This window comes from Paraburkholderia largidicola (assembly GCF_013426895.1).
Lineage (GTDB): Bacteria > Pseudomonadota > Gammaproteobacteria > Burkholderiales > Burkholderiaceae > Paraburkholderia > Paraburkholderia largidicola.
The window spans coordinates 603,185-626,177 of record NZ_AP023176.1 but is presented as its reverse complement, the minus strand read 5'-3'; the positions used below and the strand labels follow the sequence as shown (position 1 = coordinate 626,177).

23 protein-coding genes are annotated in these 22,993 nt (G+C 63.8%); 12 read left to right on the top strand and 11 right to left on the bottom strand.

Annotated elements, in window-relative coordinates:
- Positions 1-9 precede the first annotated feature (9 nt).
- The 3 genes from PPGU16_RS31480 to PPGU16_RS31470 form a co-directional block, all read right to left on the bottom strand.
- On the bottom strand, positions 10-1,224 hold the full coding sequence (locus PPGU16_RS31480; protein WP_180726633.1) for an efflux RND transporter periplasmic adaptor subunit: 1,215 nt from the start codon (positions 1,222-1,224) through the stop codon (positions 10-12).
- 152 nt (positions 1,225-1,376) lie between these two features.
- Complete coding sequence (locus PPGU16_RS31475; protein ID WP_180726632.1) at positions 1,377-2,951, bottom strand: efflux transporter outer membrane subunit; 1,575 nt, start codon at positions 2,949-2,951, stop codon at positions 1,377-1,379.
- Between the two features lie 102 nt (positions 2,952-3,053).
- Entirely contained in the window at positions 3,054-3,797 is a 744-nt protein-coding gene (locus tag PPGU16_RS31470) for a TetR/AcrR family transcriptional regulator (RefSeq protein ID WP_243460740.1), read from the bottom strand.
- Between the two features lie 177 nt (positions 3,798-3,974).
- Between PPGU16_RS31470 and PPGU16_RS31465 the strand changes: the two genes are divergently transcribed.
- The gene (locus PPGU16_RS31465) at positions 3,975-4,601 is read left to right on the top strand and encodes a glutathione S-transferase family protein (RefSeq protein ID WP_180726631.1); all 627 of its coding nucleotides are present in this window, start codon (positions 3,975-3,977) and stop codon (positions 4,599-4,601) included.
- Positions 4,602-4,653: 52 nt separating this feature from the next.
- Here the strand turns inward: PPGU16_RS31465 and PPGU16_RS31460 are convergent, their stop codons facing one another.
- The 3 genes from PPGU16_RS31460 to PPGU16_RS31450 are packed head-to-tail and all read right to left on the bottom strand — an operon-like array spanning position 4,654 to position 6,909.
- Positions 4,654-5,241: a flavin reductase family protein gene (locus PPGU16_RS31460; protein WP_180726630.1), complete on the bottom strand. Its 588-nt coding sequence runs from the start codon at positions 5,239-5,241 to the stop codon at positions 4,654-4,656.
- Between the two features lies 1 nt (position 5,242).
- Positions 5,243-5,977, bottom strand: coding sequence for a GntR family transcriptional regulator (locus PPGU16_RS31455; RefSeq protein WP_180726629.1), 735 nt, complete (start codon positions 5,975-5,977; stop codon positions 5,243-5,245).
- Positions 5,974-6,909, bottom strand: coding sequence for a polysaccharide deacetylase family protein (locus PPGU16_RS31450; RefSeq protein WP_180726628.1), 936 nt, complete (start codon positions 6,907-6,909; stop codon positions 5,974-5,976). The genes PPGU16_RS31455 and PPGU16_RS31450 overlap by 4 nt, the downstream gene beginning before the upstream one ends.
- A 299-nt stretch (positions 6,910-7,208) precedes the next feature.
- On the opposite strand from PPGU16_RS31450, the gene PPGU16_RS31445 reads away from it, so the two are divergent.
- The 4 genes from PPGU16_RS31445 to PPGU16_RS31430 are packed head-to-tail and all read left to right on the top strand — an operon-like array spanning position 7,209 to position 11,463.
- Positions 7,209-8,264: an ABC transporter ATP-binding protein gene (locus PPGU16_RS31445; RefSeq protein ID WP_180726627.1), complete on the top strand. Its 1,056-nt coding sequence runs from the start codon at positions 7,209-7,211 to the stop codon at positions 8,262-8,264.
- Between the two features lie 53 nt (positions 8,265-8,317).
- The gene (locus PPGU16_RS31440) at positions 8,318-9,619 is read left to right on the top strand and encodes an ABC transporter substrate-binding protein (RefSeq protein WP_180726626.1); all 1,302 of its coding nucleotides are present in this window, start codon (positions 8,318-8,320) and stop codon (positions 9,617-9,619) included.
- Positions 9,620-9,650: 31 nt separating this feature from the next.
- Positions 9,651-10,565 (top strand): ABC transporter permease, encoded by a 915-nt coding sequence (locus PPGU16_RS31435; RefSeq protein WP_180726625.1) that lies wholly within the window; start codon positions 9,651-9,653, stop codon positions 10,563-10,565.
- Position 10,566: 1 nt separating this feature from the next.
- The gene (locus tag PPGU16_RS31430) at positions 10,567-11,463 is read left to right on the top strand and encodes an ABC transporter permease (RefSeq protein WP_180726624.1); all 897 of its coding nucleotides are present in this window, start codon (positions 10,567-10,569) and stop codon (positions 11,461-11,463) included.
- A gap of 28 nt (positions 11,464-11,491) precedes the next feature.
- Here the strand turns inward: PPGU16_RS31430 and PPGU16_RS31425 are convergent, their stop codons facing one another.
- From PPGU16_RS31425 to PPGU16_RS31405, 5 genes are all read right to left on the bottom strand, one after another.
- Positions 11,492-12,205: a TetR family transcriptional regulator gene (locus PPGU16_RS31425; protein ID WP_180727124.1), complete on the bottom strand. Its 714-nt coding sequence runs from the start codon at positions 12,203-12,205 to the stop codon at positions 11,492-11,494.
- A 73-nt stretch (positions 12,206-12,278) separates the two neighbouring features.
- Positions 12,279-13,196: an ABC transporter permease gene (locus PPGU16_RS31420; protein ID WP_180726623.1), complete on the bottom strand. Its 918-nt coding sequence runs from the start codon at positions 13,194-13,196 to the stop codon at positions 12,279-12,281.
- On the bottom strand, positions 13,193-14,311 hold the full coding sequence (locus PPGU16_RS31415) for an ABC transporter permease (protein WP_180726622.1): 1,119 nt from the start codon (positions 14,309-14,311) through the stop codon (positions 13,193-13,195). The genes PPGU16_RS31420 and PPGU16_RS31415 overlap by 4 nt, the downstream gene beginning before the upstream one ends.
- The gene (locus PPGU16_RS31410) at positions 14,308-15,888 is read right to left on the bottom strand and encodes an ABC transporter ATP-binding protein (protein ID WP_180726621.1); all 1,581 of its coding nucleotides are present in this window, start codon (positions 15,886-15,888) and stop codon (positions 14,308-14,310) included. The genes PPGU16_RS31415 and PPGU16_RS31410 overlap by 4 nt, the downstream gene beginning before the upstream one ends.
- Positions 15,885-16,907, bottom strand: coding sequence for a BMP family protein (locus PPGU16_RS31405; protein ID WP_180726620.1), 1,023 nt, complete (start codon positions 16,905-16,907; stop codon positions 15,885-15,887). The genes PPGU16_RS31410 and PPGU16_RS31405 overlap by 4 nt, the downstream gene beginning before the upstream one ends.
- Positions 16,908-17,103: 196 nt before the next feature.
- Between PPGU16_RS31405 and PPGU16_RS31400 the strand changes: the two genes are divergently transcribed.
- From PPGU16_RS31400 to PPGU16_RS31370, 7 genes are all read left to right on the top strand, one after another.
- Positions 17,104-17,910, top strand: a complete 807-nt coding sequence (locus PPGU16_RS31400) for a cysteine hydrolase family protein (protein WP_180726619.1) — start codon at positions 17,104-17,106, stop codon at positions 17,908-17,910.
- Complete coding sequence (locus tag PPGU16_RS31395; RefSeq protein WP_180726618.1) at positions 17,907-19,058, top strand: amidase; 1,152 nt, start codon at positions 17,907-17,909, stop codon at positions 19,056-19,058. The genes PPGU16_RS31400 and PPGU16_RS31395 overlap by 4 nt, the downstream gene beginning before the upstream one ends.
- Positions 19,059-19,068: 10 nt before the next feature.
- Positions 19,069-19,260 (top strand): DUF4089 domain-containing protein, encoded by a 192-nt coding sequence (locus PPGU16_RS31390; RefSeq protein ID WP_180726617.1) that lies wholly within the window; start codon positions 19,069-19,071, stop codon positions 19,258-19,260.
- Positions 19,257-20,660: an AtzE family amidohydrolase gene (locus tag PPGU16_RS31385; RefSeq protein WP_180726616.1), complete on the top strand. Its 1,404-nt coding sequence runs from the start codon at positions 19,257-19,259 to the stop codon at positions 20,658-20,660. The genes PPGU16_RS31390 and PPGU16_RS31385 overlap by 4 nt, the downstream gene beginning before the upstream one ends.
- Positions 20,660-21,037 (top strand): oxalurate catabolism protein HpxZ, encoded by a 378-nt coding sequence (gene hpxZ / locus PPGU16_RS31380; protein ID WP_180727123.1) that lies wholly within the window; start codon positions 20,660-20,662, stop codon positions 21,035-21,037. The genes PPGU16_RS31385 and hpxZ overlap by 1 nt, the downstream gene beginning before the upstream one ends.
- A gap of 200 nt (positions 21,038-21,237) precedes the next feature.
- The gene (locus tag PPGU16_RS31375; RefSeq protein ID WP_180726615.1) at positions 21,238-21,600 is read left to right on the top strand and encodes a hypothetical protein; all 363 of its coding nucleotides are present in this window, start codon (positions 21,238-21,240) and stop codon (positions 21,598-21,600) included.
- Positions 21,601-21,692: 92 nt separating this feature from the next.
- Positions 21,693-22,988, top strand: a complete 1,296-nt coding sequence (locus PPGU16_RS31370) for a TolC family protein (protein ID WP_180726614.1) — start codon at positions 21,693-21,695, stop codon at positions 22,986-22,988.
- Positions 22,989-22,993 lie beyond the last annotated feature (5 nt).

Here is a 22,993-nt window from a genome sequence, read left to right as displayed (position 1 = left end):
AGCGCTCTCCTACTTCGCCATGCCGGCCGAAGCCGCTGCGGCCGATGATGCCCCCGCGCCCGATGAAGCCGGCGACGCAGCAGCAGGCGGCTGCCACGCGACGGCCTTGACGGGCGCCCCTTCGTGCGCAAACTGCACACCTGTCACGATGACCTCGTCGCCATCGTTCAGCCCGTGCGTCACGATCCAGTTGTTGCCGAGACTGTTCGTCGTCTCGACGTCCCTGCGCGCCACCTTGCCATCTCCACCGACCAGCAGCATGTAGCCACCCGTGGTATCGCGCAGCAATGCCTGCTGCGGGACCAGGAACACATTGTTCTGCCGCCCGAAATCGACCGTCAGCGAGACGAACATGCCGGGCAGCAAGCGCCGCTGCGGATTTGCGACGAGCGCGCGCAGATTGACGGCACCCGTCGACGCATTGACCGTCACGTCGGAGAAATCGAGCGTGCCCGCACTGCCGTAGGGCGCGCCATTGGGCAACGCGATGCGCACCGAGACCTGGTTCTGCTGCGACAGGTCGACCGTGCCGCCTGTTTGCGATTGCTGCAGCGTCGCGAGATCGGCCGAGCTGATCGTGAAGTTCACGTACATCGGGTCGATCTGCTGGATGGTCGTCAACAGTGTGCCGTTGCCACCCGAGTCGGTCGTGCTGCTGCCGACCACCGCGCCCGCCGTCACCTGCTGCTGGCCGGCAATGCCGCCGATCGGCGCCGTCACGCGCGTGTAATCGAGTGAGATGCGCGCGCTCTGGACCGTCGCCTCGTCGGCTTTGACTTTCGCGGCCGCGCTGCGCTCGGCGGCGTCGGAGTTGTCGACGGTCTGCTGTGAGATCGAACCGACGGGCAGCAGCTTGCGATTGCGCTCGGCGGTGATGTGGTCGTTGATATAGGTCGCGCGGTCCTGAGCCAGGATCGCGAGATCATTGTCGAGCTGCGCGCGATAGAACGTCGGATCGATCTCGAACAGCAGCTGTCCCGCGCGGACCTGCGACCCTTCCGCGTAGTTGCGCTTGAGCAGCACACCCGAGACGCGCGCCGTCACGTTCGCACTGTAGTAAGGCGAAAGACGCCCGACGAAGCGCCGTTCGAGCGGCACCGACTGCGCTTGCACCTTCACTGTCGACACCTGCGGCGGCGGTGGCGGCGGTGCCTTTTTCGAGCAGGCGGCTAGCACGATCACACACAGACATAACAACGACACGCGTTCCAGACGTGACTTCATGAGAACTCCGTTGTTGCGTGACACTGGTACGCGCGGGCTGCATGTCTGCATGCGGGCGCGGCTGTGTCGGGTGATCGTCCTGAGCTGCGTGCGCGTCAATGCATCAGTCGTGTCGATCGTGTTCAGTGGTATTCAGTCGTCTTCAATCGTCTTCAATCGGCCGGGCTGGACGACTGCTGCGCGACAGGTCGTATTGCGCTTCCCGAAGCCGGTGACGCCGCGTCAGCGTCATCGCGCTGCCAGCCGCCACCGAGATTTTTCACGAGCAGCACGTGATTCTGCGCGAGCAAGGCCTGCGTATCGCGCAGACTCTGTTGCGCCTGGATCAACGTCAGCCGCTGGTTCAACACGTTTTGCTGGCTGACTGCGCCCGCATTGAACTGCGCCTCTTCACTCGCGAACAGCCGCACGTTGTTGTCGAGCACATGCGCGAATGCGCTTTCCTGCGCGCGCAGATGATTCATCGACGACAAGCTGTCTTCCACACTCTGGAATGCCGCGAGCACCGTATTGCGGTAGTTGGCCACGTCTTCGTCGTAGGTGGCACGCGCTTCGTGCACGGCAGCCGTGCGCGCGCCGCCGTCGAAAATGGTTTGGGCCAGATCCGGTCCGAGCGTCCAGAAGCGGTTCGGCACCGTGAACAGATGCGCGAGCGTGCTGTGCGCGAAACCGCCTTCAGCGGAGAGCGTCAAGGTCGGGAAGAACGCGGCTTCCGCCACGCCGATGCTCGCATTCGCCGATGCCGCCGTGCGCTCGGCACTGACCACGTCGTAACGCCGCTCGAGCAGTTGCGAAGGCAGCGACGTCGGCACGGCGGGCGCAACGAAGTGATAGTCGGGATCGGGCGGGATGCTGAACGACTCGGGCGGCACGCCCACCAGCACAGCGAGCGCGTGCTCGTCATGTTCACGGTTGATTTCCGTGGTCTGCAGATCCGCGATCACCGTCTCCAGATCTTCTTGCGCGACCAGCACGTCGTCGTTGGAGGCGCCGCCCTGGGTGAAGGCCGTCTGCACGATCGCAAGGATGCGGCCGTACGCGTCCTGTTGTTCCTTCAACGCGCGGATGTCGTAGTCGGCTTGCCGCAATTCGAAGTAATCGGTCGCGACGCTGGCCGCGATGGAGATACGCTCGCCGGCGAGTTGCGCGTCCGAGGCCTGCGCGTTGGCCTTCGCTGCCTCGATCTGACGGCGTATCTGGCCCCACAGGTCCAGTTCCCAACTGACCGCTCCGAGCGCCACCACGCTGTTGCCCGCTCCGCCCACCGCGGACGTCGACGCCGACGCCCCGGAACCGCGGCTCGCGCTCAGCGCCGTGACGTTGCCGCCCGACCGCGCGCCGGACAGCCCGGCCGTCACAGTCGGGAACAGGCCCGCGCGGTTGGCTTCGACGGTCGCGAGCGCGAGACGATAGGCAGCCTCCGCCGCGGCGATCGACTGATTCGCGCGCAACGCCTGATCGACGAGGTCGTTGAGCTTGTCGTCGCCGTACATCCGCCACCACGTACTGTCGATCGCGGCTTGCGGGTTCGCATCGGCGCGCTGCCAGTCGACCCCTTCCTTGAATCCTTCCGGAATCTGCGCTTCGGGCCTGCGATAGTCCGGGCCCATCATGCAAGCGGCCAGCGACATGACGACGAGCACGACGCCACCTAGCGCCGCCAACCGCCATTGCGTCCTTCCACACCCTGCGCGCACAGCACTCGACGCACGCGAAGCTGTTTTCATGCACTTGCCTCCACCGACTGGATCGGCATTCCGACACAAGCGATTTACTTCGTATGACTAATTGAATTGAATGAAAACAGAAAATGTTTTGAAAGCTTTGCTTCACCGGGTCAGGCACCCTGCGATGAAAATCCTGACCGCCTGTTTCGCGATCACTCGACGTCGCGCCGCGCTCGGACGCCGCGCGCCCATGAGCAGCATTCTTGCGCGCACACCGCCTAGCACCAGATACACGAACTGCTCGGTTGCGAGTTCGACATCGTCGAATTCGAGCTCACCGTTTTCTACCGCTGCGCGCAGATAGCCTTCGAGCGGTTCGATGCCGATCAGCCGTCCACGCTCCTGATAAAGCCCCGCCGAGAGCGCGGGAAAGCGGCGTGTCTCGACCAGCAGCACCCAGTAAAGCTGCGTCATGTCATCGCGAGTGCCGATATCGAGCAGGTGTAGCGCCGCTCTTTCGAGCACGTCGAGCGGTTCGCCGCCGCTCGTGACGATATGCCGGAGTTGCTCCTGCCAGGTCCGCCCCAGCGTTTCCAGAATTGCGCTAAACAATTGCTCTTTGCTGCCGAAATGACAATAAAGCGTCTTCTTCGCCACGCCCGCATCGCGAGCAATGTCGTCGAGACTGGTCTCCCGGAAGCCAACAGTCAGGAAGCGTTTTTTGGCGCTCTCAACCACTGCGCGAAGCCGAGCCTTCGACTCGCATCGCGTCAAGCGTCCACCCGGCCCGTGCTTGCGTTCTGGATTCATGGCGTCCGAAAACAAGCCGCAAGGAAACTCTACTGGCGAGTTTCCACTACGTGTCTTCAATGAGGGGACGTGCCATGCGCACGCGCCGACGACCACAGCCTCACGCAGTATAGTCAATGAAATCGGCCAGGAGCATCCGACAAATAACTATTGTTGTTCGTGCAATTGAATCATTAATTGTCACTTCTGGCGACAGAGGTACACGGAAATCATTCATTCGATCGGCTGCTATTGGGTCACGGATTTCGCATCGTCATTAAAAAGGACATGGAGATGAATACCAGCTATCAGCTTTACGGCGCGCCGACAGGCAATTGCATTCGCGCCGCCATCGCGCTCGAAGAAGCCGGCTTGCCGTACACCGTGCGCGCCGTCGATCTTGTGAACGGCGAGCATCGCAGTGCCGCGTATCTCGCGCTGAACCCCGTGGGGAAAGTGCCCGTGCTGGTTGAAGACCAGCAGAACGGGCCGCCCGTCGTGATCACGCAATCGAACGCGATCATGCTTTACGCGGCGGAAAAGGCACCCGGGCGCCTGTTACCCGACGACTCTCTTGCACGCGCCGTCGTCTATGAGCGGTTTTTCTTTTTCGTCACCGATGTGATAGCCGTGAGTCACGCTGCCTTTTTTCTTCGGGGCTCGGGTGGTGTGCCAGAGGGACAAGCGCGCCTTGTGGAACGGATGCTCGCCGCGCTCGAATCGGCAGAACGGTTTGTCGATAAAGAACCGTATATGGCAGGAAAGACATTTTCGATTGCGGACATCGCGGCCTTTACGATCACTCAGTCGGTCGAGTCACAACTGCCCTGGGCTCAACTGCCCAATTTGCGCCGCTGGTATGAACAGATCGCGGCGAGGCCCGCGTTCGCGCGCGGCCTTAAGGTATTCAATGCACGCTGATCGAAGTGAAGCCGCTGGAGCGAGCTTCATCTTTTCAAAGATCGAATGCCGCTTAAAGCTCGAACCGGTCCCGCGTCGTCACATAATCACTCGCACCGAACCGGCCCACGGGAAAGTAGTGCTGCAACCTGACGCGCCAGGCCTCGCGATCGATCAGTTCGTCGCGCGCATGCAGCACCAGTACTTTACCGATAAATATATGGCGGCTGGTCGTTTCAAGCGTTTCCCAAAGCTCGCATTCGAACGCGACAGGCGCCTGTGCGATGCGCGGCGGCTTGACGCGTGTCGACGGCAAAGCGCTAAAGCCCACTTCATCGAGTTCGCTGACATTCGAAGCAAATCGCTCGCCGCAGCGATGCATCTGCTGCGCAATCGCCTCGTCGGCGAGATGCACGACGAACTCCTTCTCGCGCGGAATGTTCACGGCCGTGTCCTTCAACGTGCCGTCCGACAGCCGGTTGATGCTGATCATCACGATGGGCGGTTCCTCGCCCAGCATGTTGAACATCGAGAACGGCGCGGCATTCACCGTGCCGTCCACGCCGAGCGTGGTCACGAGCGCGATAGGCCGCGGCACGATCAGGCTCGCCATCAGCTTGTAGCGCTGGTACTCGGTAATCGCTTCGAAGTCGATTTCCATGTCACTCCATCGCGGTTTGTCGATCGGGTTCGATGCCTAGCAGCTGCGCAAGCCGCTTCTTGCCCGGCATGCGCGACGTTTCGATGCGCGCTTCCAGACTCCGGAGATGCGCGGTCATATGCCCAATCGCACCTTCGGCATCGCGGGCTTCGAGGCAATCGAGAATCGCGGTGTGCTCGTCGTGCTCGCATGGCGCGTTGCCCACCGGCTCGTAAGCACCGACGATCAGCGAGCAGCGCGAAATCAGTTCGGTGAGGTAGCGTTCGAGCGTCGCGTTGCCTGCCAGCGCCGCGATACGCAGATGAAACTCGCTGGCAAGCCGCGCCCATGACGGCTGATCGAAGCGATGCATCGCCTCGTGCTCGTCGGCAAGCTGTTTGCGCAGCGCGCCGATATCGTCGACGCTCGCGCGTTGCGCTGCGAGTTCGACCAGCGCGCGTTCCACCGCGCAGCGCGCCTCGAAAATCTCGCGTGTTTCTTCGCGAGTCGGCTGCGCGATGACAGCGCCCTTGTTCGGACGCAGGACGACGATGCCGTCGTGCGCCAGCTTCTCCAGTGCACGCCGCACGACCGCGCGCCCGACGCCGAACAGCTCGCACAACTCCGGCTCGGGCAGCTTGGTGCCCGGCGTGAGCCTGTGATTCAGCACGCCTTCGAAGATCGTTTGATAGATGCGCCCATCCGCACCCGCCTGATCGCGCTTCTCGGGCCGCATGCCCGCCTGCACGGCACTCATGCGGCTTGCGCCGCGACAGGCGCGGCTTCTTCTGCATGGCGCGCGATATCGCCGGGCGTCGTGAGCCAGATGTCGTCACGCGCACTGGCGATATGCGCGAGCGCGCGCCGCAAATGCCGCAACCGGTACGGCTGCCCGACGATGTACGGATGCAGCGCGATGCCCATCACCAGTGCCTGCGACCCGCGTTGAGTCTGCTCGAGCATTTCGTCGAACTGGTCGACGATCATGTCCGCGAAATCGCGCATGTCCATCTGCCGCGCCATGATCATCGGCAGATCGTTCAGCTCCTGCGGATAGGGAACCGACCAGAGCGGACCGCTCGTCGTCTGCATGCGCACCGGCCGGTCGTCGTGACACCAGTTCAGCGTATAGCGATATCCCGTCTCGGCCAGCAGATCGGGCGTACGGTGCGACTCGGAGATCCACGGCGACAGCCATCCCGCAGGCTCCGCGCCCGACTGATCGATCATGCGCGAGCGGCAATGCGCGAGTAACGCGCGCTCGCCGTCCTCGTCGAGGTCGCTCTGGCGCTGCGCGTTGGTGTGGCCGTGCGCGATCAGTTCGTCGCCGCGCGCCACGCAGGCTTCGACGAGTTCCGGGCAGTGATCGTAAAGCGAGGTATTGATGAGCGTGCCCGCCGGCATATCGAGCGAATCGAACAACTCGATGCAACGCCACGCGCCGACCCGGTTGCCGTACTCGCGCCAGCTGTAGTTCAGCACATCGGGCTGCGGAGACAGCGGCCCCAGCGCCGCGCCCAATCCCTCGCCGAACGCGAAGTGCTCCAGATTGAAGCCGAGATAGACGGCGAGTCGCGCTCCATTCGGCCAGTCATAAGCGTCGCCCTCGTGAATCGGCTGATAGCCGAAGCGGCCATGTGTTGCCAGTGAGCCAAACGAACTGCTCGGCTCGCGCTTGAAGTCGTTCATTGTCGGGTGTGAATGATCCGCTTTGGTTAGGTTGTGCCCCAATCCGAACGGAACCTGCACTGCGATTGCACACGCAACCAATCCAGAAGTGCAGACGATCGAGGTCCTCAATCGTGTGCAATATGCGCGCCAACCTGTCGACACGCGTTGTCGGCTGGCCTTGCAGCACCCATGCGGACACCCTCGAGCCACGACGAAACCGCGAATGGCATATGACTTGCAGAAGCTCCCGGCTGCATGCTTCGTTCGCCGCACGTTTCGCCGTACTCCATTCGCGTTTCCTGACAGGACACACCTTCATGGTTCAGCCGGCCTCAACCGTGGTTCATGCAAGTCCCGCCGACATCGAGCTCGTCCACGTGTCGAAGCGTTACGGCGATTCGCTCGCCGTCGATGCGATCGACCTGCGCATTCCGGGCGGCGCCTACTGCTGCCTGCTTGGCCCGTCGGGCTGCGGCAAGACGTCGACGCTGCGCATGATCGCGGGTCACGAGTGGGTCTCCGAGGGCGACGTGCTGATCGGCGGACGCAACGTGACCCATGAACAGCCCGCCGCGCGCGGCACGGCCATGGTGTTTCAGAGCTATGCGCTGTTCCCGCACCTGTCGGCGCTCGACAACGTCGCGTTCAGCCTCAAGATGCGCGGCGTCGCCAAAGAGGCGCGCAGAAAGCGCGCGGGCGAACTGCTCGAACTCGTCGCGATGTCGGCCTATGCGAACCGCAGGCCCGCGCAGCTTTCGGGTGGCCAGCAGCAACGGGTCGCGCTCGCGCGCGCGTTGCTCAACGAACCGCGCTGTCTTCTTCTCGACGAGCCGCTGTCCGCGCTCGACCCATTCCTGCGCGTGCAGATGCGCGCCGAACTCAAGCGCTGGCAAAAGGAACTCGGCATCACCTTCGTCCACGTCACCCATTCGCAGGAAGAAGCGATGGCGCTCGCCGATCTTGTCGTGGTGATGAGTCACGGCCATATCGAACAGACGGGCACGCCATTCGACGTCTTCAACCGGCCGCGCACGGAATTCGTCGCGCGCTTTCTCGGCGGTCATAACGTGCTTGGCGCGAAAGGCGGCCTCTTCACCGTCCGCGCGGACCGCTTGCGCATCGCGCCGCAAGGCGTCACACCGGGCACGAGCGCGGGAGAAAGCGGCTTGAGCCGCATAGGCGGCCTCGCCTGCACCGTGCGGGAAGCCGAGTATCAGGGCACGCATTTGCGCATCACGCTCGACCCGCAGGACGGCTCGCCCGCGCTCGTGTCCCTGATGAGCGACGCCGACTACGATCCGCAACGTCTCGGGCCGAATGCGCGCGTGACGGTCTGGTGGGATGAGCAGAACGCCCATCCGCTCGCGGCCTAGCAAGTGATCTGACAACGACGACGCAACGACAATTTCTTTAGAGGAGAAGAGCAATGAACGACGACAAGGTGGCCGCAAACGTGCAACAGGCTGAAGACGAGACCGTCGGCAAAGGGATATCGCGCCGCACGTTCATCAAGGGTGCGGTCGCGGCTGCGGGCATCGCGGGTTTCCCGTACGTGCACGCGCAAGAGAAGATCACGTTGCGTTACCTCGGCACGGCCGTCAACCAGAGCGCGGACATTGCAAAGAAGTTCAAGGAAGACACGGGCATCGAGATTCAATACATTCCCGTCACCACCGATGACGTCACCAAGCGCATCATCACGCAGCCCAATTCGTTCGATATCGTCGACACCGAGTACTTCGCGCTGAAGAAGCTCATCCCGGCCGGTACGCTCGCGGGCATGGACGCCAAGCGCATCAAGCTCGCCGACAAGATCACGCCCGTGCTGACGAAGGGCGAAGTGGACGGCAAGAAGATCGGCGATCAAGGCACGGCGCCGAAGAAAGTGATGTTCCTCAAGGGCGCGCGCTCGACCGAGTTCTCCGCGACGCCCACGGAATGGATGACGCTGATCCCCACCACGTACAACGCCGACACGCTCGGCATTCGCCCCGACCTCATCGCGCGGCCCGTCACGACGTGGGCGGACCTGCTCAATCCGCAATTCAAGGGCAAGGCGGCGCTGCTGAACATTCCCGCTATCGGCATCATGGATGCCGCGATGGCAATCGAGGCGATGGGCCGCGTGAAATACGGCGACAAGGGCAACATGACCAAGGCCGAAATCGATCAGACCATCAAGATCCTGATCGAAGCGAAGCGCGCCGGCCAGTTCCGCGCGTTCTGGCGTGACTTCAACGAGAGCGTGAACCTGATGGCCTCGGGTGAAGTCGTGATCCAGTCGATGTGGTCGCCCGCCGTCACGAAGGTCCGCACGATGGGCATCGCCTGCAAGTTCCAGCCACTGAAGGAAGGCTATCGCTCATGGGCGTCGGGTTTTGGCTTCCCGCGCTCGCTACAGGGCAAGAAGCTCGATGCCGCATATGAATTCGTCAACTGGTTCCAGGACGGCTGGGCTGGCGCGTATCTGATGCGCCAGGGCTATTACCCCGGCGTGACGGAAACGGCGCGCACGCATATGCAGGCTTACGAATGGGATTACTGGATGGAAGGCAAACCCGCGGCGCAGGACATCAAGGCGCCTGACGGCCAGCAACTCGAAAAAGCGGGCGCCGTGCGCGATGGTGGTTCTTATAACCAGCGCATGGGTGCGATCGCGTGCTGGAACGCCGTGATGGACGAGAACATCTACATGGTGCAGAAGTGGAACGAATTCATCGCGGCATGACAGTGCAAAAGAACAAGCGCGGAGTGTGAAGATGGCCTCGGTCGAGTATCTCCAGCAGGCGAAGCAACCGGCCGCGCGTCATCGGCGCGTGAGCGCGTGGCTCCAGGCCACGCCGCTCACGGTGACGTTCGCGCTGTTTTTTATCGTGCCGCTCGTGATCACGTTGATCGTCAGCTTCTGGGACTTCAACGAGTATCAGATCATCCCGGCGTTCACGCTGAAGAACTACGCGGCGATCTTCGACGGCTGCACGTCGTTCACGGACGTCTGCGTCACTTTCAAGACGTATTGGTCCACGCTGAAGTTCTGCGCGATGGTCTGGGCGGTGACGCTGGTACTCGGCTTCACGATTGCGTATTTCCTCGCGTTCCATGTGCGCACCACGGCGATGCAGACGGTGCTGTTTCTGGTCTGCACGATTCCGTTCTGGACGTCGAACGTGATCCGCATGATCTCGTGGATTCCGCTGCTCGGCCGCAACGGGCTGGTCAATCAGGCGCTGATGTCCGCGCATCTGGTCGACCAGCCGCTCGAATGGCTGCTGTATTCGAACTTTTCGGTCGTACTGGCGTTCGTGCATCTGTATACGTTCTTCATGATCGTCCCCATCTTCAACGCGATGATGCGGATCGACCGCTCGCTGCTCGAAGCCGCGCGCGACGGCGGCGCAAGCGGCTGGCAGGTGATCCGCGACGTCGTGCTGCCGCTGTCCAAAACAGGCATCGTGATCGGCTCGATCTTCGTCGTCACGATCGTGATGGGCGATTTCCTCACCGTGGGCGTGATGGGCGGACAGCAGATCGCGTCGGTCGGCAAGATCATCCAGGTGCAAACGGGCTATCTGCAGTTTCCCGCCGCGGCCGCGAACGCGATCATTCTGCTCGCGGCGGTGCTCATGATCGTGTGGGCACTGACGCGCGCCGTCGACATCAGAAAGGAACTCTGACATGAGTGTTTCGCTCAGGCATCGCGAGCGTCGCCCCGCGAGCTTCTACTGGCTCGCGCTGCTGTTCGGCCTCTTCGTGCTGTTTCTGTACGGCCCTGTGATCACGATTTTCATTCTGTCGTTTCAGGGTCCGGAAGGCGGTCTGACGTTTCCGATGCGCGGCGTGTCGCTGCACTGGTTCGAGGTCTTGCGCAATGGTGTCGGCGATGTCGACATCTGGGCTGCGTTCGGGCGCTCCGTCAAGCTCGCGATTGCGGTAACGCTGCTGACGGTGCTGTTCTCGGTGAGCGCGGGCCTCGCGTTCAGGCGGCGCTTTCGCGGCGATACGGCCGTGTTCTACGTATCGGTTGCGAGTCTCATCATGCCGTCCATCATCGTCTCACTCGGCATCGGGCTGACCTTCCGGCTGCTCGATACGCTCATCAAGTATCTGGCCAATGAGTGGGGATTCCAGTCGTTCGCGGATAGCTGGACCACGTCGATGGGCCTCTATACGTCCGCGCTCGGCGCGCATCTCACGTGGACGTTACCGTTCGGCCTGCTCGTGATGTTCGCCGTTTTCAACCGCTTCAATCCCGCCTTCGAGGAAGCGGCACGCGATCTGGGCGCATCGCCGTGGCAATCGTTCCGCCATGTCGTGCTGCCCATCATCGGGCCGTCCGTGATCGGCGTCGCGATGTTCGGCTTCACGCTTTCGTGGGATGAAATCGCGCGCACGTCACAGGCGATCGGCGATCAGAATACGCTGCCGCTCGAACTGCAGGGCCTGACGACCTCGGTGACTACGCCCGTCATCTACGCGCTCGGCACGATGACGACGTTGATCTCGCTGGCGGTGATGGTGGGGGGATTGCTCATCGCGAGATCGCTCGCACGCAAGCGAGCCGCTGCGGCTTGATGCACTGCGCGGCGCGTTATCGGCAAGATCAGAAATGCGCCGCCAGTTCCGGTACACGCGCTCCCGTCAGAAACGCGCGCACGAGTTCGTGCGCCTGTGCCTTGTGCGCCGTCTGCCATTCAGGCGCGAGCATGTCCGTGTCGAACATGCGTGACAGCGTATACGCATTGGACTTGTGAAAATACGCGAGGCTCACGAGCGTCACGTACATATGCAACGGATCGATCCCCTCGCGCAACTCGCCAGCGGCCTCTCCGCGTTGAATCAAGGTGCGCAGTTTGTCGAGCACGGGCGACGACATCGCGGGAATGACTTTCGATCGTTTCAGGTAGCGCGCCCGGTTCAGGTTCTCCCACGAAAGCAGACACAGCAACTCGGGATGCGCAGAAAAGTGGCCTTCCGTGAAATCGTATAGCTGCAAGACGCCCGCTGCGGGATCGACAGTTTTCTCATCCAGTTCGACGGCCAGCTCCGCTTCGCGCAGCTTCGCAAGCACATGCTCCAGCACTTCGACATACAGCATTTCCTTGCCGCCGAAGTAGTGATAGATCATCCGGATGTTGACCTTCGCGCGACTCGCGATCCCTTCCACGCGCGCACCACTGAAGCCCTTGTCGGCGAACTCCTTGATGGCGATCCGGAAGATACGCTCGCGCGTCCTGGCCGCAAGTTGCTGGCGACGCGTAGGCTCGTCCTTCGCCGTTCGGGCGGATGCACTGGGTACAGAGGCGTTGCGTGGCATGGTGTCGATGAATGATTGAAGAATGGCGCGGCGTATCGTCATGGTACTCCGCCGCGCCCTGGCGCTCGCGCGCTCAGCGCCTGAACGGCTGGGTGAGCGCGGGCGGCGCGGACTGGCGGCCAATCAGGCCCGCCACGGCCACGAGCGCCAGCAGATACGGCAGCATGATGAGCAACGCGGTCGGCACATGCAGCCCGAACATCGGCAGTTGAAACTGCATCGCCGTCGCCGCCCCGAACAGCAGGCACGCGAGCGCCGTGCGTCCGACCTTCCAGTTGCCGAAGATGATCGCGGCAATGGCCAGATAGCCCGCGCCGTTGGTCATGCCTTCCGTAAAGGTATGGATGTCGCCGATCGAGATGAAGCACCCTGCCGCCGCCGACATCACGCCCGAGAACACCACCGCGCCGTAGCGAATTCGCGCGACGCCGAGACCCGATTGATCGACCGCGCGAGGCGCGACACCCGTTGCGTGCAGCGCGACGCCCAGGGCGGTGTGACGCATCACCACGTAGGTTGCAACTAGCACCGCGAGCCCCGCATACAGCAGCCACACTTGCCCGAATATCGGTTCGCCGATGACGGGCAGCGTGCCGAGCACAGGCGGCGACCAGTGCGCAAGACCCGGAATCACCGCGCTCGAACGCTCGCCGAAGATTTCGCGGTACGCGAGTGTCGTGCCGCCGAGCGCCAGAATGTTGATGCCGATGCCCGTCACGATCTGGTTCGCGCGCATCGTCACGCTCAGGAATGCCTGCAGCAGCGCGAGCGGAATCACGCCGAGCATGCCGCACAGCAAACCAATCGACGGATTGCCCGTCAACCATGAAAAGGTCGCGCCGAGAAACGCGCCCGTCAGCATCATGCCTTCGACGCTCATATTGAGCACGCCCGCGCGCTCGCTCACGAGTTCGCCCGTGGACGCGAGCATCATCGGCGCGGCGAGCCGGATCGACGCGCCCGCAAAGACTGCGAGAAGTTCGAGGTTCATTGACGCGCGTCTCCCTTGTCGAGCCACATCGCGCCGCCCGCGAGCGCGATGGTGACGATGCCCTGCACGATCAGCACGAGCGCCGACGGCACCTGCGCGACCATTTCCATGTTGATGCCGCCCGAGCGCAAAAAGCCGAACAGCAGCGCCGCTGCGAACACGCCCGTGATGGAGCCGCGCGCAAGCAGGCCGACCACCAGACCGTCGAAGCCGTAGCCCGACGAGAAGCCTGCTTTCAGCGAGTATTGATCGCCTTGCAGCATCAACGCGCCGGCCAGCCCGCTGAAGGCGCCCGCCAGCGCCAGCGCGCCGACGATCGACGATGTGATCGGCAGACCCGCGCGCCTCGCCGCGACCGCATTGAGGCCCGCGGCGCGCAGCGACAGGCCGAAGCGCGTACGCGTGAGCATGAACGCGGAACCGATCGCCAGCGCGATCGTGACGGGCAGGCCGATATTGAGGTTCATGCCGCTCGCCGCGAAGATCGCCGGGAGTTTCGTGAGATCGGGAATTTCGAGCGATTCGGGCAAGGTCGCGCCGTTCGTCATCGGCTGGCGCAGCAGCGCTTCGCTCTGCACGCACCAGTAAAGCAACCACACGGCGATGAACGACAGCAGCAACGTGCTGATCACCTCGTTGGTGCCGGCCTTCGCTTTCAGCACGCCGGGCACGCCGCCCCACAGCGCGCCAGCGGCGGCGGCGCCGAGCATCGGCACGATGAACGACAGGCCGAACGGCAAGTGCGCGCAGCCGCCGTAGAGACTGAGCGCCGTCGCGACGATACCGCCGATCGCAAGCTGCCCTTCGCCGCCCACGTTGGTGAGCTTCGCGCGGTTCGCGATCACGAAGCCGGTGCCGACCAGCGCGAACGCGAGACTCCGATTGATCGACGCGCCGATCGCATATGGCGAGCCCCATGCGCCGTCGGCGAAAGCCGCGAGCGCGTCTGAAATGTGTACGCCCATCAGCGCGATCAGCGCGAGCGCCGCCAGCATCGCGAATACGACGGCCCCGGCGATCACGCCCGCCACGCGCACATGCGGCAGACGCGCGCGCCAGCCCTGCGCGTCGTGCGTCGAGCCGAATAGGGTTTGCACCTTCATCTGCGGATTCATGCAGGTTCTCCCGCGCCCGCCATCCACGCGCCGATGCGGCCGCGATTGCTCGCGTCGGGCGTACAGGTGCCCATGACGCGCCCGCGATACAGCACGACGATACGGTCGGCGACGCTCATCAGTTCGTCGAGTTCGGAGGAAATCAGCAGCACGCCCACGCCGCGATCGCGCGCGGCGCGAATGTGCGCATACACGGCGGCGACCGCGCCGACATCGAGGCCGCGCGTGGGCTGCGCGGCGAGCAGGAACAGCAGGGGATCGAGCGTCAGTTCTCGCGCCAGCACGGCCTTCTGCTGATTGCCGCCCGACAGCCCGCCGAACAGCGCGTCGGGGCCGCTTGCGCGCACGTCGAAGCGCTGCATCAGATCGAGCGCGGCAGCGCGCATCGCACCGCGGCGCAGAAAACCGGCGCGCGTGTAACGGTCGAGGTGATTGAGCAGCAGATTGTCGGCGACGCTCATGCCCGTGACGCATCCCACTGCGTGTCGATCTTCGGGCACGATGCCGACGCCTGCTTGCGTCAGTTCGCGCGGCGTCGCATTCGTCATGTCGCGCCCCGCGATGAAAAAGCGTCCCGCCGATGCGCTCGACATGCCCGCGAGCACCGCGCCGAGTTCGCTCTGCCCATTCCCTTCCACGCCCGCAATGCCGACGATCTCGCCGCGATTCACGACGAGCGTGCAAGCTTCGAGGCGCGTGACACCTTCGGCATCGCGTGCGCTCAGACCGTCGATCTGCAATACCTCTTCGGCAAGCGGACGCGAGTATGGCGAGCGCGCGCTGACGAGCGACAGACGGCTCGCCAGATCGCCGTCGTCCTCATCACCGTCTTTACCGGGGCGATGAATCATCGCATGCACGAGCCGGTCGATTTCGCTCGACGGCGTCGCCGAACGCGCCACCACGCGCCCCGATTGCAGCACGGTCGCATGCGTGGCGATCCGGCAAATCTCCTTCAGCTTGTGCGTGACGAGCACCACCGCGCAACCGCGTGCGGCGACGCGCTCGCAGGTGTCGAGCAGCGCGTCGATCTCGGCGGGCAGCAACACGGCTGTCGGTTCGTCGAGCAGCAGAAGACGCGGCTCGCGCATCAGGCATTTGACGATTTCCACGCGCTGCCGCTCGCCCACCGACAGGTCGGCCACCTTCGCATCGAGCGCGAGTTCCAGCCCGACGCTCGCCAGCACTTCACGCAAGCGCGTCGCTTCGCGTTGCCGGTTGAGCCAGCCGCGCGCCTGGCCAAGCAGAAGATTGTCGAGCACGCTGGCGTCGTCGACGAGACTGAAATGCTGATGCACCATCGCGATGCCGTGCGCCAATGCCTCGCGCGGATTACGCGGACGATACGGCGCGCCGTTCACCTGCATCGCGCCCGCATCGGGCTGGTGAACGCCGAAAATCACGTTGCACAGCGTCGATTTGCCCGCGCCGTTCTCGCCGAGCAGGCAGTGCACGTCGCCCGGCATCAGATCGAGCGACACGCCTTCGAGCGCCGTGAACGCGCCAAAATGCTTGCCGATGGTCGTCAGCGACAGAATCGGCTCGGCACGCGCGACGGGAGAAGCGAGCGTGCTCATCCCTCGGATACCTTGATCTTGCCGCTCAGGATGTCGTCTTCGATCTGCTTGAGCTTCGCGTCCATCGCGGGCGTCGACTTGCAGATCACCATGCTCGACGCTTTCGGTCCCATTGCCAGGCCGAAGGCCTTGTAGCCCGGCTGCCATTGGCCCTTCTCGAGTTGCTCGATCGCGTACTGCGCCTGGTAGCCGACGCCCGTGATGCTGTACGCCACATACAGCGGATCGGTGCCGCAACGGTCCGTATAGCTGCCGATGATGTGCGTGTTCTTTTCCTTCGCCGCCTGTTCCAGCCCGCGCAACCCGAGGTTCAAGATGTGATAGTGGACGTCGGCGCCTTGCGCGATGGCGGCAGCCGTCGCTTCGCGTGCCTTCGCGACGTTGTCGAAGTCGCCCGTATAGCTCTCGAAGTACTTCACCTTCGGGTTGATATAGCGCGCGCCGTTGCCGAATTCCTTGCCCGCGTTGACGATGGACGGAATCTCCATGCCGCCCACGTAGCTCACTGCGCCGCTCTTCGACATCATCGCGGCGGCCGCGCCCGCGACGAATGCGATCTCGGCCTGCTTCACGTCGTACCCCGCGACATTGGGCGGCATGTTCTCACCCTTGTTGCCGCCCACGACCGAGAACTTCACATTGGGAAAGCGCTTGGCGATCTTCAGCACGGCCGCCTGCGTCTGTCCGCCGATGCCGATCACCAGTTGATTCTTCGACGCGAGATTGGTGAGCGCCTGCTCCATGTCCGCGTAGTTGATGTTCTCGATGATCTGCGTCTTCAGCTTCGGGCCGAATTCCTTCTGCGCGGCGACCACGCCGTCGTAGCCCGATTCCATCCACCCCTTGTCCGTCTTCGAGCCGGGAATCAGCACGCCGACGCGCATCGCGTCATCGGCGGCGTGCGCGGCGGGAATGAAGAGCGACGGCGCGGCGAGCGCGACGAGTCCCGTCACGACGAGCGTGCGAGCCAGGAGCCGGCGCAGTTTCCCGTTCGATACCTGTTGCGAACCGATCATCATTGGCACTCCTTTTGCGTTGGATTTGGGTAAGTAGGTTATTCATGACTGAAATGCACGTTGCAACTTCGATGCCAATGCGCGTTCGATCCCGCCGGAATGCTTCCGCGTTTCCGATCTGGCGAGCGGCATTGGCGACGTGTAAACCGCCGTTTCAGGAACCCTCGGACATCACCCGTTCAACGCTCTGGAGAAACCCGTGAACGACAACTCGAACCCAGACCTGGCAACGCCTGGCGGCGCGCTCGGCGCCTTCGCGCAGACCCGCTGGAGGGCCACCGAAACGCTCGTCGACATGGCCGCGCCGACGCCTGCGCCGCGCATCGCCATCCTCGATTCCGAGCCGCAAAACGTCCGCTTCGACATCGAAAAATCGGCCCTCGTGATCATCGACATGCAGAACGACTTCTGCACCAAAGGCGGGTGGGTGGACCACATTGGGGGCGATTACAGTGCGGACCGGGCACCGATTGCACCACTGCAGCGCCTGCTGCCCGTCGTGCGCGAGAGCGGCGTTCCCGTCATCTGGGTGAACTGGGGCAACCGGCCGGATCTCGCGAACATGCCGCCCAATCAGATCCATCTGTACAAGCCGACAGGCACGGGCATCGGTCTTGGCGAGCCGTTGCCGGAACATGGCGCGCGCGTGCTGGAGAAAGATTCGTGGGCGGCCGCCGTGGTCGACGAACTGAAGATCGAGCAGCAGGACATCTGCGTGGACAAGTACCGCATCAGCGGCTTCTGGGACACACCGCTCGACAGCATCCTGCGCAACCTCGGCACGCGCACGGTGTTCTTCGCGGGCGTCAATACCGATCAGTGTGTGATGCACACGCTCACCGACGCGAATTTTCTCGGCTACGGCTGCGTGATGCTGACCGATTGCTGCGCGACGTCGTCGCCCGCGTTCTGCACGGAAGCCAGCATCTGGAATGTGAAGAAGTGCTATGGCTTCGTCGCGGATTCGCCGCAATTCGCGGCTGCACTGAAGGGAGCGGCAGCATGAGCGCGTTCATCCCGGGCCCGCGTGTCGAAGTCGGCGCCACCGCGCGCGGCGCGCTCGACGGCTTGCGCTTCGCGGTCAAGGATCTGATCGACGTGGCGGGCACGACCACGGGCGGCGGCAACCCCGACTGGCTCGCGACTCACCATCCCGCGGTGCGACATGCGCCTTGTGTGGCCAGCTTGCTCGATGCGGGCGCATCGGTGGACGGCAAGACGATCACCGACGAACTTGCCTACAGTCTGGAAGGCGTGAACGCTCACTACGGCACGCCGCTGAATCCACGCTGGCCGTTTGCGCTGCCGGGCGGATCGTCGAGCGGCTCGGCCTCCGCCGTGGCGAGCGGCGAAGTGGACTTCGCGCTCGGCACCGACACGGGCGGCTCGGTGCGCGTGCCCGCCGCGTTCTGCGGACTGTGGGGGATTCGTCCGACTCACGATGCCGTCTCGCTGGAAGGCGTCCTGCCCTTCGCGCCCTGCTTCGATACTGTCGGCTGGTTTGCGCCCACGGGCGCGCTGCTCGCGCGTGTCGCCGACGTGTTGCTGGACGGCGCGCCTTCCGTCGATGCGCCCTCGGCCCTCGTGCGCTGCAAGGAAGCATTCGCTGCACGCGCAACGAATGAACCTGTGGACGCACAGCGCCTGCGCGAATGGTTGGCCACGGACGACGAGATCGACGTCATCGCGGATGACCGCGCGCACTGGCTGCATGTGTACCAGCAGTTGCAGGACGATGCGATCGGCGCGTCGCTCGGCGCGTGGATCGATGCGACCAGGCCGCGCTTCGGCGCCGATATCGCCGCGCGCTTCGCGCGCCTGAAGACGCACGACGCCGCCGAAGTCGAACGCTGTCGAGTCTTGCGCGAGACGTTCGCGCAACGCATCGACGGCGTCGTGGGCGACGCACTGATCGTGCTGCCGACCACGCCGCGCTCGCTGTTGAACAGGCAGGAAACGCCCGAACGCACCGATGCGTTCTATCGCGACGCGTTGACCATGAATGCGATTGCCGCATTCGGCGGCTTGCCGCAAGTCACCGTCCCCGTCGTGAACGAAAGCGCACGACCGCTGGCGCTATCGATCATCGGCCCGCGTGGCAGCGACCGCGCGTTGATCGCGCGGGCGCGCCAGCTTTTCCCTACTCTTTTGTGATCCGACAACCATGCCAACTTCTCTCGATACCACGCTAGACGATTACGTCGATGCCGCACTCGCCCTGCACTTCCCAGCGCTTCCCGCTGAAGCCGCCGCGCGCGTGAAAGCGCAATTCGCGCGCGTCGCGCAGCTTGCCGCGCCCGTGCTGGCGTATCCCGTCGACACAAACGACGAACCCGCGACGGTGTATCGCCCATGACGACATCCAGCAGTGTTTCCGGCAGTGCGTTGTCCATCGCGCGCGCGTATGCCGAAGGCGAGTTCAACGCCCGTGAGTTGATCGAGGCGACGCTCGCACGGATCGACACACACGACGCGCAGATCAATGCGTTCACCGCCGTCACGCGCGAACGCGCGCTCGCCGAAGCCGATGCGCTCGATGCGCGCCGCGCGAGCGGTCAGACGTTGCCGCCGCTCGCGGGCGTTCCGTTTGCGGCGAAGAATCTGTTCGACATAGCGGGCGTCACGACGATCGCCGGCTCGCGCGTACTGGCCGACGCGCCGCCCGCCACCACTGACGCGACGCTCGTAAAACGCCTTTGCGATCAAGGCGCGATCATGGTCGGCGCGCTCAACATGGACGAGTTCGCGTACGGCTTCACGACCGAAAACCATCACGCAGGACCGTGCCGCAATCCGCACGATGTGACGCGTACGGCGGGCGGGTCGTCGGGCGGGAGCGCGGCGGCCGTCGCAGCGGGCTTCGTGCCGATCACGCTCGGCACCGATACCAACGGCTCCGTGCGCGTGCCGGCTTCGCTGTGCGGCGTGTTCGGCGTGAAGCCGACTTATGGACGCCTGTCGCGGCACGGCACCTGGCCGTTCGTCGCGAGCCTCGATCATATGGGTGCGTTCGCGCGTAGCGTGGACGATCTCGCTGCCGTCTACGACGCGTTGCAATGCACCGATCCGTTCGATCCCGCCTGCGCGCAGCGTGGCTTCGAATCCGCGAATGCGCGGCCGGGTGTGTTGCGCGTGGCGCGGCTCGGCGGCTATTTCGATGAACATGCGAATGACGATGCGCGCGAAGCCTCGCACGTTGCCGCTGAGGCGTTGTCGGCGACGCATACGGTTGAATATCCCGATGCCGATGCGGCGCGCGGCGCGGCGTTTCTGATCACGGCGGCCGAGGGCGGTCAACTGCATATGGCGAATCTGCATGCGCGCTATGACGAACGTGAGCCCTTGTCGCGCGACCGGCTGATTGCGGGTGCGTTGCTACCCGCTGCGTGGATCGTGCAGGCGCAGCGTGTGCGCGCTGCATTGCGGCGTCGCGTGCTGGAACTGTTCTCGCAATACGATGTGCTGATTGCACCGGCTACGCCCGTCGTGGCGCCGCACATCGGCGATGAGTTCATGGACGTGAATGGCGAGCGGCTCGCTGTGCGGCCTAATCTCGGGTTGTTGACGCAGCCGGTTTCCTGTCTCGGTCTGCCTGTCGTCGTAGCGCCGATGCGTACGCGCGGTGGTTTGCCGATCGGCGTTCAACTGATCGCGCCGCCCTGGCGTGAAGAGCTTGCGTTCGAAGCGGCGCGGCGTCTGGAAGCTGCGGAGGTCGCGTACTGTTCGCTGCCTTCGTTCGATGCGGGAGCGCAATGATGATCGAGATCAATCGACCGGATGTACTCGCCGAAGTCAATGCGGCATTCGATGCTTATGAGCAGGCGCTCGTCACCAACGACGTTGCCGTGCTCGATGCGCTGTTCTTCGACTCGCCGCATACGTTGCGGTATGGCGCGACGGAAAACCTGTACGGGTATGACGCGATCCGTGCGTTTCGCGCTGCGCGGCCTGGTAAGGGACTCGAGCGTACGGTGACGGCGCGTGTCGTGACCACTTATGGCGATGCGTTCGCCGTCGCGAATATCGAGTTTCGGCGCGATAGCGAGGCGCGTGTCGGCAGGCAAAGTCAGACCTGGGTGAAGACGCCCGAAGGCTGGCGCGTGGTGAGTGCGCATGTGAGCTGGATGGCTTGAACCCAGGCTCGTGATGCTTTTGTTTTTTCGCCGATGTCCGCGTCAGGGCGGCCCGGATATCGGCGTACGCCATGTATGACACGGGAGCAGCGGAAGCGCATTCGCGGTAACGCCCATGCTAGCGCCTGTATCCGCGAGAGCGGTCATACAGTCGTGCAGCGTACGCATTTTCCGGCGCAGCCTCGGCTATAATCCCAGCCATGAAATTTCTCCGGACCTTGCTCCTCCTCTTGCTTTGCGCGGTGCTGCCCATCAGTGGGCTGGCAGCGAGCGGCTTGACGGGTGAATGTCCGATGCAGATGAGCATGGGTTCCGACGAAGGCAGCGCCATGTCGTCGGACATGCCCGGCTGCGAGATGACGCAATCGTCTCAGCCGGAAAAAGCCAAAGGATTCTTCTGCAAGGCAACGGCGCAATGCCAGCTTGGCAGCCTGTACCACCCGGCCTCGCGCATCGAAGTCTCCCGCCCTGCGGGACTGTCCAGCCCCGTCGTTTTCCACTACGCGCAGTCGCTCATCGTCCGTGAACCGGGCGGCCTCTGGCGACCTCCTCGCGCCATCTGATCCCTTGCTGACAGGTTCGCCGCATTAGTGGCGATGTCGTCCTGCGTCCAGGACGTGGATTCCCTATGGGAGTCCGCCGTTGGGGTTAGACCATGCCTTCGACCAAAGTCACGCCGTCATGCCGGCGTGCACCACCGCGCGCGCGTTCACTTTTTGCCGCGCTGCTTCTCACGAGCGTCAGCGCGTACGCTCAGGAAACACCCGTCACACTCGATGCCGCGCTTCAGGCTGCGACGGATCGCTCCGCCGCGATGGGGGCGGCACAGGCCTCCGTGCGCGCGAGTTCGGAAGCGGCCGTCCGCGCCGGTCAGTTGCCCGACCCGACACTCAAGGCCGGTGTCGATAATCTGCCGGTCACCGGGCCGCAGAAATACACCATCGGCCAGGACTTCATGACGATGCGCCGTATCGGCATCGAGCAGGAATGGGTGTCGGGCGACAAGCGCCGGCTCCGCTCCGAACTGGCGAACGACCTGGTGGACCGCGAACGGGCCGGCTACCTGGGCCAGCTCGCGAACACCCGCCAACAAACGGCCATAGCGTGGCTCGGCGCGGTCTACGCGAAGAAGGGCGTCTCGCTGCAACGTCAGCTCGTCGAGCATATGACCCACGAACTGGACGCGACGAAAGCGTCTTATCGTGGAGCGAAAGCGACGGCCGCCGATGTCACCCAGGCCCAGGCGATGCTCGCGCAGACCCAGGACCAGTTGCTCAAGGCGCAGCAGACATTGCAGACCGCGCTCATCGGCCTGTCGCGCTGGACGGCGACACCCGTTTCGGACGTGACGGGCGAGCCGCCCGCGCCGCAATCCTATGTGTCGTCGCTGCCGCCGGAAGAACTGCGCGAGGTGCAGCCCGTGCTCGTCGCGGCCTCGCGGGACATTGCGGTCGCCGATGCCGATACCGCCGTCGCAAACAGTAACCGCAGCCCCAACTGGACGTGGGAAGTCGCCTACCAGCAACGCGGTGGCGCGTATTCGAACATGGTGTCGGTCGGCGTCAGCATTCCGCTGCCCATCAATCGCAAGAATCGCCAGGACCGGGATGCGAGCGAGAAGGCGGAACTCGCCACCAGGGCGCGGCTGATGTACGAAGACGCGCAACGTCAGGTGGAAGCGGATATCCGCACAGAGTCCGCGACCCTCGCCAGCGGTCGCGAACGCATTACCAGTCTCTCCAACTCCCTGCTTCCGGCAGCCGGCCAGCGCGTGCAACTTGCGGCTGCCGCATACCGGGCAGGCACCGGCTCGCTCGCCGACACCTTTGCTGCCCGGCGTGCGCAACTCGAGGCCGAGCTTCAGGTGCTGGACCTGCAACGCGATGTGTCGCAAACCTGGGCACAGCTCGAATACCAGGTCGTGCCGGCGTCGATGTCCGTGGGTCAGTAAAGGAG